This window comes from Sphingomonas profundi (assembly GCF_009739515.1).
Taxonomy (GTDB): Bacteria; Pseudomonadota; Alphaproteobacteria; order Sphingomonadales; family Sphingomonadaceae; genus Alterirhizorhabdus; species Alterirhizorhabdus profundi.
The window spans coordinates 4,325,541-4,338,639 of sequence record NZ_CP046535.1; the positions used below are offsets into that span (position 1 = coordinate 4,325,541).

Annotated in this window: 13 protein-coding genes; 3 read left to right on the top strand and 10 right to left on the bottom strand. The window is 68.5% G+C overall.

Features of this window, described 5'->3' with window-relative positions; translation table 11 throughout:
• Positions 1-166: 166 nt before the first annotated feature.
• Positions 167-412 (bottom strand): hypothetical protein, encoded by a 246-nt coding sequence (locus GNT64_RS20440; protein ID WP_156681167.1) that lies wholly within the window; start codon positions 410-412, stop codon positions 167-169.
• A 408-nt stretch (positions 413-820) separates the two neighbouring features.
• Between GNT64_RS20440 and GNT64_RS20445 the strand changes: the two genes are divergently transcribed.
• Both GNT64_RS20445 and GNT64_RS20450 read left to right on the top strand, forming a co-directional pair.
• Positions 821-1,105 carry a DUF6437 family protein gene (locus GNT64_RS20445; protein ID WP_156681168.1) on the top strand — a complete coding sequence of 95 codons (285 nt, stop codon included), beginning with the start codon at positions 821-823 and terminating at the stop codon, positions 1,103-1,105.
• A 37-nt stretch (positions 1,106-1,142) separates the two neighbouring features.
• Positions 1,143-1,313: a hypothetical protein gene (locus GNT64_RS20450; RefSeq protein WP_197277157.1), complete on the top strand. Its 171-nt coding sequence runs from the start codon at positions 1,143-1,145 to the stop codon at positions 1,311-1,313.
• Between the two features lie 50 nt (positions 1,314-1,363).
• Here the strand turns inward: GNT64_RS20450 and GNT64_RS20455 are convergent, their stop codons facing one another.
• Both GNT64_RS20455 and GNT64_RS20460 read right to left on the bottom strand, forming a co-directional pair.
• The gene (locus tag GNT64_RS20455) at positions 1,364-1,771 is read right to left on the bottom strand and encodes a single-stranded DNA-binding protein (protein ID WP_156681170.1); all 408 of its coding nucleotides are present in this window, start codon (positions 1,769-1,771) and stop codon (positions 1,364-1,366) included.
• A 270-nt stretch (positions 1,772-2,041) separates the two neighbouring features.
• Positions 2,042-2,491 carry a thermonuclease family protein gene (locus GNT64_RS20460; protein WP_422396608.1) on the bottom strand — a complete coding sequence of 150 codons (450 nt, stop codon included), beginning with the start codon at positions 2,489-2,491 and terminating at the stop codon, positions 2,042-2,044.
• A gap of 221 nt (positions 2,492-2,712) precedes the next feature.
• On the opposite strand from GNT64_RS20460, the gene GNT64_RS22355 reads away from it, so the two are divergent.
• On the top strand, positions 2,713-2,901 hold the full coding sequence (locus GNT64_RS22355; RefSeq protein ID WP_422396609.1) for a DUF6961 family protein: 189 nt from the start codon (positions 2,713-2,715) through the stop codon (positions 2,899-2,901).
• Positions 2,902-3,068: 167 nt separating this feature from the next.
• Here the strand turns inward: GNT64_RS22355 and GNT64_RS20465 are convergent, their stop codons facing one another.
• The 7 genes from GNT64_RS20465 to GNT64_RS20495 all read right to left on the bottom strand — a co-directional run bounded on the left by GNT64_RS20465 (position 3,069) and on the right by GNT64_RS20495 (position 13,077).
• Positions 3,069-4,040, bottom strand: coding sequence for a DUF2493 domain-containing protein (locus tag GNT64_RS20465; RefSeq protein ID WP_156681171.1), 972 nt, complete (start codon positions 4,038-4,040; stop codon positions 3,069-3,071).
• A gap of 227 nt (positions 4,041-4,267) precedes the next feature.
• Positions 4,268-4,912, bottom strand: a complete 645-nt coding sequence (locus tag GNT64_RS20470) for a hypothetical protein (RefSeq protein ID WP_156681172.1) — start codon at positions 4,910-4,912, stop codon at positions 4,268-4,270.
• 66 nt (positions 4,913-4,978) lie between these two features.
• Positions 4,979-5,896, bottom strand: a complete 918-nt coding sequence (locus tag GNT64_RS20475; RefSeq protein ID WP_156681173.1) for an ArdC family protein — start codon at positions 5,894-5,896, stop codon at positions 4,979-4,981.
• 124 nt (positions 5,897-6,020) lie between these two features.
• The gene (locus GNT64_RS20480; protein ID WP_156681174.1) at positions 6,021-8,006 is read right to left on the bottom strand and encodes a ParB/RepB/Spo0J family partition protein; all 1,986 of its coding nucleotides are present in this window, start codon (positions 8,004-8,006) and stop codon (positions 6,021-6,023) included.
• A gap of 102 nt (positions 8,007-8,108) precedes the next feature.
• Positions 8,109-8,567 carry a PIN domain-containing protein gene (locus GNT64_RS20485; RefSeq protein ID WP_156681175.1) on the bottom strand — a complete coding sequence of 153 codons (459 nt, stop codon included), beginning with the start codon at positions 8,565-8,567 and terminating at the stop codon, positions 8,109-8,111.
• The gene (locus tag GNT64_RS20490) at positions 8,564-8,797 is read right to left on the bottom strand and encodes a type II toxin-antitoxin system Phd/YefM family antitoxin (RefSeq protein WP_156681176.1); all 234 of its coding nucleotides are present in this window, start codon (positions 8,795-8,797) and stop codon (positions 8,564-8,566) included. Before GNT64_RS20490 ends, GNT64_RS20485 begins: the two co-directional genes overlap by 4 nt.
• Before the next feature lie 68 nt (positions 8,798-8,865).
• The gene (locus tag GNT64_RS20495; RefSeq protein WP_156681177.1) at positions 8,866-13,077 is read right to left on the bottom strand and encodes a strawberry notch-like NTP hydrolase domain-containing protein; all 4,212 of its coding nucleotides are present in this window, start codon (positions 13,075-13,077) and stop codon (positions 8,866-8,868) included.
• Between the last annotated feature and the right edge of the window lie 22 nt (positions 13,078-13,099).

A 13,099-nucleotide genomic window follows, 5' to 3' on the forward strand; every position in this document is an offset into this window, starting at 1 on the left:
GGGACGCCGTAGCGTCGGCGGGAATTGCCAAATGGCGCTGCGAGGGGGTGACGACCGGGTCTTCGATGGGCTGGCCCGCGCTATGAGATCGGCCTCAGGCAATCAGGTGGTGGTTATCGCTCTGGACGAGCAAACGAGAGGGAGCGTCGTCGCTTCTCTCGCGCCGTCATCCTTCGTCGCTGCGGCCGGCGTTGACGGTATGGACGATCCGGTCGACCAGGTCCTGCATCAGGGTCTCATAGTCCCCTTCGTCGGCAACCCAGTAGCACCCGTCGTCAGTGCGGATGATGTGCTGGTCGAAGTAGCTGTAGCGGGCCCGTGTGGCGGCCTTGGCGTAGGCGGCCATGTAGGCCTCGTGGTCGGCCTGGGCTCCGGTGTCCTGCGCCGCAGTGATCGTGCTGAAGTAAGTCATCGTCCGTCTCCTGACCGTCGTGAAAGACGGCGTTCGAGGGACAGCGGGAGGGATCGGGGGTCAGGGACCGCGCGCTTCAGCGCGCGGCCGCGCAGCGGCGATGGGGGTCACGATTTTTTCGGCCGCGCGCAGGTGCCGGAGGTGATGGACCGCGCTCGATCGGCCGGAAAAATGGTGGGGCCCCGTCGTCCTTGAGGCCCGATCTCTCCCGCTGTCATCCTTCCCCATGTCGAGCGAGTAGAAGAGCTCGCCCGGCGCGGGCTCGATGCCCGCGACGGGCGATTGTCAGCGGAACGGTAGTGGCGTGCACCATCCCCGACACGGTGGCCAAGAAAGCACTTTCCTACACCCCGGGCGGTATCCGATGATCGGCATCGGAAGGGGCTTCGACCGACAAGGAGACTGGTCGTGCCCAAGAAGAAGCCGAGCGCGCTCGATGCGCTCACACGCCTGAATGAAGAGCGGCGGATGCTCGAAACCCGCGGTGCCGATGTCCGGCGCGCAGCAGCATTGGAGCTGGGGCTCGCAGTGCTCGATGCCGGCGGTGCGAGTCTCGGCATGGCGCGGTTGCGCGAGCTGGTGATCGATGCGGTCGCCGGTGACAAGCCTGCGCCGGGGAAGGGCGATCGAGACCCGGCCCATGAGCAAAAGGCTGCGGCTCCGGCACGAAGCGGGGAGGGTAGCCATGGCTGATCCGACTGCGGCTGTTGCCGGCGATGGCGTAATCGAGGTGATCGGCATCCTCGCCGATCCCGCGACCAGCTACTGGCTCCGCGACGCGATCGTCAGCGCGATCGAGCGCGATCCGTTCGACGCGGAACGCGACGCGCTGGTTCTCGCCGGTTTGTTGACCAAGCGGCTCGACGCGCTGGTCGCACGCCATTTTCCTCTCGCGCGCTGACAAGAGAAAGCCCCGGTGGCTGGTTCGCCACCGGGGCTGATCCGACTCCGTCAGAAGGGCAGGTCGTCGTCGGAATCCGGCTGGTCGCCGCTCTCACCGCCGGTCGACTTGCCGCGGCTGAGAAACTGCACGTCATCCGCGATGATCTCGCAGCCGTAGCGCTCGACGCCCTCGCGGTCGGTCCACTTGCTGTAGTGGATGCGCCCGCGCACCGCGACGAGCATGCCCTTGGTGGCGAACTGGGCGACCGTCTTGCCGAGGCCGTTGAAGCAGGTGATGCGATGCCATTCGGTTTCCTTGGCGGTGAAGCCGCTCGCATCCTTGAAGGTCTTGCCCTCGCTGTCGCGCTTGGGCCGGCTGGTGCCGAGGCTGATCGTCGTGACGCGGGTGTCGTTGCGGGTGGAGCGGGTGTCGGGATCGGCGCCGAGGTTGCCGACGAGGAGAACGGTGTTGGTCATGGCTTGCTTCCCAAGTTCGTCGCCGGGACCGTCCCGATCGACTGAACCCCGGCCATGGCGAGGCAAGCGACGCCGGCGCACCGAGGGCCGACAGGCTTGAGGGGAACCTGCGGACCAAGGCTGGCGCGGGCAGCGAGGGGCGAAGCCGCGAGCAACTCGGGCCTTGGGGAGCGGGTTGCGGCGGATCGCGCCCGCCATAGGGGAGATAGGTCGATGGGAACGGCTCCGGCTTACATGGGAGCCGCCTGACCGATCCGTCCTGTTGAAGGGTCAGTCCTGCGGCCGTTCCGATCCACAGAGACCGTCGCCGCCATAACGCCGCCAGCGGAGGGCATAGCCACTCCTGACCATCGCGCAGGAGAGGTCGCCGACACCGGCTGCGCGGCAGAGCGCCCCGGTTCGATCGCCCTTCGCAGACCCGTTCGACACACACGAAAGACGGGGCCCGCGCACGATGACATGGCCGGTCGATCGCGTGCCACGGGCGCCCCCGAGCAAGGCGACGAGATGGTCGCGTGCGGCACGGCCGCCAGCCTGCGGGCAGGGATGACCGGGCCGGCAGCTCTCGTCGATCTCGCGCGCGGCGATGCCGGCCAGCCTGATCTTCGGACCTTCCGCGCACCAGATCGGCCCGTCACCGTCCCAGACCGCTACCGGGGTGCAGGTGAAGCGCGTGCCGGGGGCGATCACGGCTGCAGCCAGAAACATGAAAGGCAGCAAAGAAGAACCTATTCGTTGCGGGAGGGGGTGCTGATATCCTCCCTCGACAGGAGGTCGTGGCGCTCAAGATGGTCGATGATCGCTCGTCGCCCGGTTTGAGGCGGCTACGCAAGCATGGTGGTCAAACCGCGCGTCAGGATGTCTCGAGGCTCCGCTGTTCGGAAGGGATGCCGACGCGAGGCGTGTTGTTCGACGTCGGAGGTTCGGTTTAGCATGCGAGCGTGACGCACGAGCAGGAACGATGGGCGGAGGCGCTCGCCATTCACAGGATGCACGGGGATGGTGCCGCCCGGTGGATCGCGGAGCGGATCGCAGCGCTTGTGCTTGCTCGCGAGTGGCAGGGCGTAGCGCGGTTCCGGGCAATTGCGGCCCGGCTGAATCATCTGCTGCGGCCCGGCCGCGTGCAATGACGGACAACAAGCGGACGAGCGTCGGCCTCTATGTCGAGGCAGCTCTGATCGGCATTCTCACGGTCTATGCTATCGGCACCGCGATCGGGAGCCTGGTTCGACGGTTGCTCTGAAAGCCGCGCGGCCGGCATGAGGAATTGGCGCCGCCGAAGCGGCGCCGAGGCAGGTCAGCCTGTCGCTTCCAGTGTCCGCGTCAGGGCATCACGCTTCGGGTTCGTGCCCAGCGGTCCGCGCCGATCAACGACCGCAATGCCGCGCTCCTTCGCCTGAATGACGAGCCGCTCGAGCACGCCGTTCCCGGCAAAAGCGACGACGTAGCGGGGCTTTAACCCGAGCATCTGCTCGTTCCGACGGAAGCCCGCGCGCGCACCCAGACGGGTATCCAGGCTGAAGCTGATCTGCGGTACCTTGTGACGCTCGGCCCAGGAGGCGGCGAGGCGGTCGGCCCCCTTGCCGTCGCCGCCATGGACGAGGACCATGTCGGCGACGTTGGCCCGCACCCGGTCCAGCGTGTGCCAGATCGCGTCGCCATAGGTCTTGGCGTCATCGGTCGAGAGGAAGCCCTGGCGCCCGCCAGCGAAGACCACCGGCGTTCCCTGCGGCATGGTAGCGCGCCGCTTGCCTTCGGCCCGTGCTTTCAGGAACTCGCGCCCCTGGACCACCGCGGATGTGGTCAGCGCATCGTGGCTGAGCCGCGACCCGCCGGCCGGTTTCCAGGAGGAGCCGGTCTCCGCGAGGTACAGCGCGGCTGCGGTCTCCCGAAGGTTCTCGAGGGCGAGCATTTCCGCCTCGGCGGCCTGGGCGCGCTCGACCTGTTGCTCAAGCTCGCTGGTATGTACCTCTGATCCGTCGTTGGTCGCGAGCAGCAGCCGGATTTCGTCGGTCGCACGGTCGATCCGGGTCGAGGACTTGGTGGCGGCACGATGAAAGAGGTTCACGAACCCCCAGCCGAGCTCCTCGGCCTGATCCTTCAGGATCGTGTCGGTGAACAGTGCGAACAAGTCCGACCAGACCGCAGCGAGCGTCTGATCGATCGCCTCCGGTTCCGGACGGGCAAGGGTGCCGGTGCCGGCTTCGGCGCTGATCGAAAGGTGCCCGAGTTCGAGGGCGGCAAGTTGGGCAGCAAGGGTTGTCGGCATGAGAGGTCTCCTGTGCGACGCCGGATGATTGCGGCGACGCAAGCCCTCCTCCCGGCGGCATCAGGAACGCGGCGCCACCCCCCGGCAAGGCTGGCGCGGGCAGCCTCGCGGGGAACCACGCGAGGCAACACGGGCCGCAGGCGGGCGGGTTGCGCGCGGACCGCCGGCGGGTAGAGGGCCTCTGCCGCGCCGCCTGTCCGGGTCGCTTTGACCTCCCGACCGATGTCTCACGCGACGAGCCGCGGCTGGACCTCGGGCAGGAGCGCCAGACGGAGTTCGTGCGCCATCCGGCGGGCCAGCAAGGTCGGTTCGAGCAGCTCTGCAATGCGGGCCCAGTGGTTGCGCTCACCGGCATAATCGGAGCGGCCGCGGCAGCGGCGGAACAGGATCTCGCCCCGGCCGTAGCCGCCGATCGAGACCTGCACGTAAAACTCGTCGGCGTGCAGGATGACTTCGCCCGAGACGGCGGGGCCACCGGCGCAGACGCGAACCTCGTACGTACCAGGCGCGAGCTGCAGCGCTTCCGCCAGCCGCTTCAGCGCACGACGCGCTTCGGTGTGGAAGGTTCGCTTGGCGTCGGCGTCATGAGCGACGCCGCGCGTGGCGAGAAGCGTCAGCAGCGGCGTCCGCGCGATTTCGGCGAGCGCCGCGCCGCACAGCGCGCGCAGTCCGGTTCGGTCCGGCATGCTGTCGGTCGCGATACGGCCGAGATGTTGCGCGAGCAGGACCACGGCAGGATCGGTTTCGAATGGCTTGCCGGCGTTGCGGCAATCCTTTGCAGCTGCCTGGATGGCGTGAAGGCAGGCAGCGATGGTGTCGAGGCCGCTCGGATCGAGCGCCTGTGCAAAGCGGTAGCCGACATCATAGGTCATTGGGGTGTCTCCCGGGGCAGGCCGGCGGCGACGCGGTTCGGTCGTCTGCACGCCGGCAATGGCGCTTCAGGCGGCGAGCAGCGCGGGTTCGGCGATGTTGGGACGGCCGAGACCCAGCAGGTAGGTGGAGGCTTCTTCCGCCTTGGCAGCCGCCGTGAGGATCGCGCGGCTGTCCGCCTTCAGCACCTTGAGCCAGGAGGCGAGATAGCTCGCATGATCGTCGAGGTGGTCGACCGGCAGCCCGAGTTCGGCACCGACCATGGCGGATGCCAGCTCGGCGACCAGTTCTTCCATGGCGTAGGCGTCGCTGCCGAACCGTCCGCTTAAGGTTCGTGCGAGCCTCCGCTCGTGCCCGGTCCAATGCGCGAGCTCATGGGCGAGCGTCGACCGATAGAGGTCGCGGGTGCGAAACGCCGCGATCTCGGGCATCGTGATCTCGTCGGCGCTCGGCAGGTAATAGGCTTCGCCTCCGCCATGACGGACGGCGGCGGGGATGGCGGCGAAGAACGCGTCGAGCGCATCGTCGCGCGCGGTCGGTTCGGGCAGCTCGACTGGCTCGGGACGGAACCGCTCGGGCAATCCGTCGATCTGGTTGACGTTGAAGACCGTGAAGCTCTTCAACACGCGGCGGCTTTCATCCTCGGTTTCGCCCGAAGCGGCGTCCTCCACGGTCTTGGTGTAGCTTTTGTAGAAAATTGCGATGGTGCCGCGCTCGCCCTTGCGTACCTGGCCGCCGAGCAACTGCGACTGGTGATAAGTCATCCAGGTTGGCGAGGCGAAGCCGCGCGCCTGGGCGGCCATCCACAGCCAGATGACGTTGATCCCGCGATAGGGCGTCCCGCAAACCCGCAGCGGTCGGGACACGGACCCTCCGGTCCAGGGTTGGCGCCAGGGTCTCACTCCCGCCTCCAGACGCTCGATGATGGTCTTGGTAATCGTCTCGGCGGGGCTGGTCGGGGCACTGGCGGATCGGACTTGGCGCATCGCGCATCTCCTTTTCGGAACGAGCCGGATCGGCTCGCCCCGGCGACAGCCGTCTCCCCTCTCCCGCGAACGCGCAGACAAAGGGGCGACCCCTGTCGAGGCCGCCCCAGGTCAGACGATCCGGTCAGGCAGCGTAGCGCTCAGGAAGCTCCTTATGATCTGCGGCGATGTCGCCCTGGTCCGGCACGGCGGCGTCGACGCAGGTGACCGCCGATGCCGCGACGGCATCGAAGCGCATCGCAGCCGGCAGCCAGGTGCGCGCTGCCGCCTTGGTGCCGACCTCGCCGATGAAGTCGCCCGCGCAGATCCTCTCGCAAGCGGCGGCGAGGTCGGCCTTTTTGGCGTTTCCGTAGCGCGCCTCGAGCGCCGGACCGTCGATCTCGGTCAGGGTCTGAAACATCACGGGCTTGGTGACCTTGTCGAAGAAGTTGGCCGCGGTCGGCCGCCACCAGGCCGCGACGTCGATCCCGAGCAGGTTGCCGAGATGGTCATGGAAGCGGCAGGTGCTTGCGCCCGTACCGGCGATCGTGGCTTCGAGCGACGCCGCCACCGCTTGGCCGAGCCAAGCTGCCCGCTGCTCGGGACCGAGCGCCCGGAAGGCGTCGAAGCGAGCTTCCACGGTATCCATGGCCGTCCAGCTGCGGTCGAGCGCCTCGGCGGCCTCGACCCGGGCGAGGGTCGCCGCCGCCCCCGGAGTCTTGAAGCCGACGACCGGATCTTGCGGCGGCCGCGCGCTGAGCGAGGAGGCGTATCGCTCGACGCCGTGTCCGGGCTTGCGGTCGACCATGAGGAAGATGGCGAGGTCGAGCGCGAAATCAGGGTCGGCGGCGACATGGACGGCCAGGATGTCGCGGCGCTGGATAGCCAGTTCGTCCGTCAGGCGCTGCGATAGGCCAAGCGCGCGGGGTCCGGGTTCCGGCTCCTCGCCCGCGTCAATGTCGCCGTCGGGCTGATCCACCCGCTCGGCGTAGAGGGTCTGGTGCAGGCGGGGCTGACCGTCGGCCCCAAGGACGAGAAACGCGCCGACCGTCGGTCGTAGGTCCTCGCCGAGGACCGGCGGCTTGTCGGTGATCGCCTCGATCGCCTGTTCGAGCTTTTCGAGGTCGGCTTCGGCGCGGTCACGTTCTTCCTCGCTGCTCTCCTCGTCTTCCAGCAGTGCGACCTTGGACGCGGCCTCGGCTTCGAGCACTGCGACCTGTTCCTGCTCGGCATCGGTTAGTGCTGGCGCTTCGAGCTCGACTCGCTGCAGACCGTCGGTCTGTTGCCAGTCGACATACCGGTCGAGGGTCGGGCGGACCCAGGCGAAGCCGGTCTCGGCAGCGAGCGCCGATGCTGCGGCGTCCATCTTCTCGTTGGCGAGCCGTTCGAGGATGGCGATGTCGAGCCAGCGTGTCGAGCTATCGTCGGCGAACAGGTCGCGATCGATGCGCCCGCCCGCCGCGAGATAGGTGTCCTCGCCGACCAGCCGCGCGCGCGGATCGGCCGCGGAGACGGTTGCCTGCGTCATCATGCGGCGGATGCTGTCGGGATGCGCGCCGCCATAGCCGCGGCTCAGCTGGTCGAAGACATGCGCCTGCCGCTCGCGATCAGGGGTGGACGCATAGGCCTTGGCGATGTCGAGCGTGATCTCGCCGTCGGCGAGCGCCTGGAACACGACCGGCGTGAGACTGGCGAGGCGCAGCCGGCCTTCGACGAACCGTACTGTGACGCCGAAACGCCGGGCCACACCGTCGACGTCCGAGCCGAGCTCGACAAAGTGCTGGAAGGCGAGGCATTCGTCGGCGGGGTTGAGCGCGAGCTTCTGGAAGTTCTCCGCGAGGCTCGCCTCCGAGACGGCGCTGCCGAGGTCGTCCAGCACGAGACAGGGGACGTCGAAGTCGGGGGCGATCTTGCCCTCGTCGGCAAGCGTCTTCAGCGCCGCATGGCGTCGGCCGCCTGCTTCGACCGCGAACGTGCCGCGTGGCTTCTTGTTGGCGGTGACGATCAGGTTCTGCAGCAGCCCGCGCGCCTCGATGTCGGCGCGGAGCTGAGCATCGGCCGCGGCGTCGCTGCGGCGACGGACATTCCGCTTCGACGGCACGAGTTGCGAGAGCTTTATGGTCTGGATCATCGTCGGACTCCTTGGGTGACGAGCCTCGGGCGCAGCTGCGCCGGCTCGCGTCCCCCGACGCCTCCTTTCCTCTTGTCGACGATGGGTTCGGAGATGTCCGCGTCAGGCGGTGAGGCGGGTCAGACGCTCATCGATCGCGGCAGCGAACGGGTTCACCACAGCCGTTCCGCGCCAAGTGAAGCCATCGGCCATGTCCTCCGACAGGAGGAGGGTGCAGCCCGCCTCGGCCGCCGCGTTGAGGATCAGCGCGTCCCACATCTGGAGCTTGTGCGTGGTAGCGAGATCGAGCGCCGACAGAAAGGCCGACCTGCTGCTGTCGAGGCTTGCCAACGCCTGCGCCATGCGCAGCACGGTGTCGCGCGCCTCCTCGCGGGATGCGCCCGAGCGGGTCAGGACGACGTAGAGCTCGCCCAACGCCTGGACCGGAACGAGCAGGGTCGCCCGGCCGCGCAGCTGCCTGAGCAGCGCCCGGCTTGCCTCGATCTTGGCGGCATCGTCGGCGTGGCGGTCAACTCCGGCGATGTAGGCGAGAACGTTCGTGTCGAACGCGACGCGGGTCACTCGTAGAGATCCTCGCGCCGCCAGGCGCCCGCATGCCGGCGGGGCAGGGTCTCGACAAAGTCGAGCAGCGCATCGACGGCCGGACCCTGCTGCTCGAGAGCGTCGACGGGGGTGACCTTTGCCACGGGCCGACCGCGCGAGGTCACGACGAAGGTCTCGCCGTCCTGGACCTCGCGCAGCATCTCGGAGAAACGCTGGTTGGCGTCGCTGGCGGTGATCGCGCGTTCCATGCTTCGATCCTTCTAGTGCTAACACCTAAATAGCGGATGAAGCTCGGCCTGTCGAGCGTCGCGCCGGCTCACATCGCCAGCGTGGCCATGATCTCCGCTGCGTGCGGCACCGGCACGAAGAGCCGGGTCTGGTAGCGGATGATCTCGACGAAGCAGCCCAACGCCTTCAGCTCCGGCAGGCGGGCCGGCTCGAAGCCCGTGAGCTCGAGCCGCTGCGAACCGCCGACGAGAGAGCGTTTGAGCGTAAGCGGCTGCCCGGCCCGAACCGGCATGGCTCGGCCGCCGTCCAGCACGGCGCGGACGAGGTCCTCGGAGCCGATCACCGGTGCGTCGAAGCCGAAACGACTGGCAAGCTCGGGAAGCGCGAGCGTCGGGACTTGGCGGCCGAGCAGCGACTGCCCGCCATCGTCGACCACGCGCACCACCTGCGCGAGCTCATCGGGAAGCGCGTCCCAGATCGGCAGCAACAGCCCCGTGACCAGGTGGATGGTCTCGGTCGAGGTCGAAGCAACCAGCTCGTCAACCTCGGCTTGCCAGGCGCACGTGAACACAGCGGCGGTGGTGACAGTCCAACGCGTGTCCGCGAAGGCGTCGCGGTCGATGCGCTGGCGGCGCAGCGGCCGGAGGATCTCGTAGCGCGGGCAGGCGATGCCATCCTCGTTGAGCACGCTTCGTCCGTCGAGGCGGAGTGCGCAGCGGCCTGACCGATGATTGATCAGGAAGCAGGCATCGCGGCGCTCGGCTAAGCGCAGCACGTCGTCGACCAGCATCGGTCGCGGCCGACGCTCCAACGCGAGGTCAAGCAGGTGGGTCGTGGCGCCGCTCGCCGGATCGGTCCGTATCACCCGATCCTGTTCGACAGTCAGCCGTTCGACCGCCAGCGTCTCGACGCCGAGGTCGAGCGTCCCGGCTTTTCGCGCCGCCTCGACCCGTGCCTCGATCAGTCCGAGATATTCGTCGAAGATCGCATTCTGGAGCGCGATCGGAAAGGCGAGCAGGCGGTTCAGCCAGCGCTGGATGGGCGGCAGGTCCTCACGCAGGCCGCCGCCTTCGGCCTGTAGCCGCAGGCCGGCCCGGTCCTCGAAATCGTCCAGCGTCGTCGACTGGAGCTTGCCGGCGTAGAGCAGGCGGTACCAGGCGGTGAGCGCGTCCTTGGCATGATCGCTTTCGAGATTGTCGGCGGGATCGAAAAGGTTCTGGCCGCCCGTCTGCCGCTGCCCTCTGGTCAGCGCCCCCAACGTGTCGAGACGGCGAGCGATGGTCGAGATGAACCGCCGCTCACCGCGGACATCGGTGGTGACCGGTCGGAACAGGGGTGCCGAGGCCTGCGCGGAGCGGTGCGTTCGACCCAGGCCCTGGATGGCGGCATCGGCGCGCCATCCCGGCTCGAGCAGATAGTGTATCCGCCGGGCCTGGTTCGGGGCCTTGAGGCAGGCATGGTAGCTGCGCCCGGTGCCACCGGCATCGCTGAACACCAGCAGCTTCTTGGTGCCGTCCATGAAGGCCTGTGACTCGGTGAGGTTCGATCTGGGCGTGCGGCGTTCGAGGCGCTGTACGCCATTATTGTCCGAGACCAGCCGGCGGGTCCGGCCGGTCACCTCGGCCACATTGCGCGCGCCGAAGCGCTCCAGAATTGCATCGAGCGCGGTCGCGATCGGCGGGAGCGCGCAGAGCTGCTCGACGAGCGTCTCGCGTGCGGCGATCGCTGTCTGGCTGTGGACCGGACGGCCGTCGTCATCGACCATGGGTTCCGAGCGCGTGATTCCCTCCGCATCGGTGAAGACGCGCATCTGTCGGGTCGGGAAGGCACCGAGCAGATAGTCGATCACATATTCGCGGGGACTGAGGTCGATCTCGAGAGCCTCCCGCTCATCGGGCAAGAGTTCGGCCAGCCGCCGTGCGAGCATGGCTTCGGCGGTAGAGACCAGCTGCACGACGACAGCGTCGCCGCGTGCGAGGTCGGCCTCGATCGACGGCAGCAGGCTCGGGAGCTTCGCGGACAGCAGCAGCTGCGCGAAGAAGCGCTGCTTCACGCTCTCGAAGCGGGACAGCGCAGCCGACGTGGCATTGGCGTTCAGCGTGGCGCCGGAGACGCTGTCGATCACGCGCGTCTGTTCCAGCGCGGCGGTGAGGTTGCGATGGATGATCGCCCAGGCCTCGGCATAGGCGTCGTAGGTCTGGACCTGCTCGGGGCTGAGCTTGTGCTCGAGCAGATCATATTCGACGCCGGCGAAGGACAGCGCGCGGGCAGTGTAGAGGCCGAGCGCCTTCAAGTCGCGCGCGACCAGCTCCATCGCCGCGATCCCGCCCTTGCGGACGCCCGTGATGAATGCCTCGCGGTCGGCGAAGGCCGTACCGGGACCCCAGAGGCCGAGCCGGGTCGCGTAGCTGAGGTTCGCGACGTCGGAAGCGCCGGTTGCCGAGACGTAGAGGATGCGGGCTCGAGGCAGGTGGTTCTGCAGGCGCAGCCCCGCGACGCCCTGCTCCGAGCCCTTCACACGTCCACGCGAGCCTTCGCCGCCGGCCGCGTTCGCCAGCGCGTGCGCTTCGTCGAAGGCGATCACCCCGTCGTAATCCTCACCGGCCCAGCCGAGGATCTGCTGGAGGCGGGTGGCGTTCTCGCGGCCCGATCGGAGCGTCGGGTAGGTCACGAAGAGGATGCCGGCATCCAAGGTCACGGGCGTGCCGAGCTTCCACTGGGACAAGGGCTGCACGTCGAGTGCCATGCCGCCGAGCGCGCTCCAGTCGCGTCGGGCATCCTCGAGCAGCGCCTCGTTCTTGCTCAGCCAGATGTGGCGGCGGCGTCCGCGCTCCCACTGGTCGAGGATGATCCCGGCGACCTGCCGACCTTTGCCGGCGCCCGTGCCGTCGCCGAGGAAAAAGCCCGCTGCATAGGCCGCGCCATCGTCGGCTATCTCCAGCGTAGCGCCCTCCTGCGCAGGCCGAAACCGGCCGGGCAGGTCGCGCTCGAAGGCAGCGCCCGCATAGACCAGGGTCTCGAGCTGTGCGGCCGACAGCTCGCCGCCGGTTATGATCGCGTCGGCGAGCAGCGGGGCGTAGGCTGGCTGCGGCGCGGCGATCGAGCCCATTGCCAGCGATTCGACGAGCGGGGTCGGATGGTCCTGCGCATCGGGCAGGCGAAGCCGGCTGGGCCGCCACGGCAGGTAGATGCCGACAGGATTTCCGGTCGGGCACGGCTCGTCGAGCGGGATCACGCGCAGCGGTCGAGCGGCGCGGTCGAGCTGCTCGGGTCGCGGCGACGGCGCGGCACGGGGGTGCGGCGAGCTGCTGCGGAACAGCGACGCGCGAGGAGGACGAGCCGGGGCGGGCGGCGTGGGTGGCGATGTCCCGCGAACGGCGCGGGGCACCACCCGATCGATCAGCGACAGGGCCATGGCGAGGGTATCCGCCTCCGCGACGATCGGGGTCGCGGCACAGGCGACCTTGTCCCAGACGAACAAGCGGACGGCGATGCCCGTGCCATGCTTGGCATAGAGACCGCGGGCCAGCGTGAGGTCGAGCCGGCAGGTCCAGGCTGGGCCGAGAACGTCACGGCTGGATCCGGTAGGCATCAGCGCGACCATCCTGCCGCCGGCCGTTAGGCGCTTGGCGCCGCCGATGAGGTGGCGATCGGCCGCGTGGCGATCCTCGCCGCGACCTTCGGAACGCGCAAACGGAGGATTCATGATGATGATCGTCGGGCGGAGGTCGGGAGGCAGCAGGTCGTCGATCAACTCGCCGTCGTGGCCGGTCACGAGCGCCTGCGGGTACGCCTCGATCAGGCAGAGCCGCCGCACCGGATCAATTTCGTTGAGGAGGAGCCGAGCGCCGGCGCGCGCTGCCGGCCAGGCCAGCATCCCCGTTCCCGCCGAAGGCTCGAGCAGCGTGTCGTCGGGAGTCAGCGCGGCGGCCTGTCCGAGCAGCCAGGCGATCGGTGCCGGCGTTGAGAATTGCTGGAGCGCGAGCTGCTCTTCGGTGCGGACGCTCTGAGTAGGCAGGCGCTTGGTGAAGCCGACAAGATCGGCGAGCACGTCGGCAGGCGCGGGAGGCGGCGACCGATCGGGCGCAGCGAGCACAAGGATCTGCGCAAGCTCGAGCGCGTCATAGGCGTGGCGGATCGTTCGACGCTGCGCAGCGCCAGCGCTGCAGGCCGCTTCGAACAGCTGCCGGACCAGCCGGTTGTCGATCGGCTCGTCGGCGCGCAGGTAGCGAGCGAGCGCATGGGCCACCTTGATCACCGGCTCCGGGACGGGCGGGGAAATAGACGCGAGTGCGGGCATGAGGACTCTCCGGCCCCGCCGG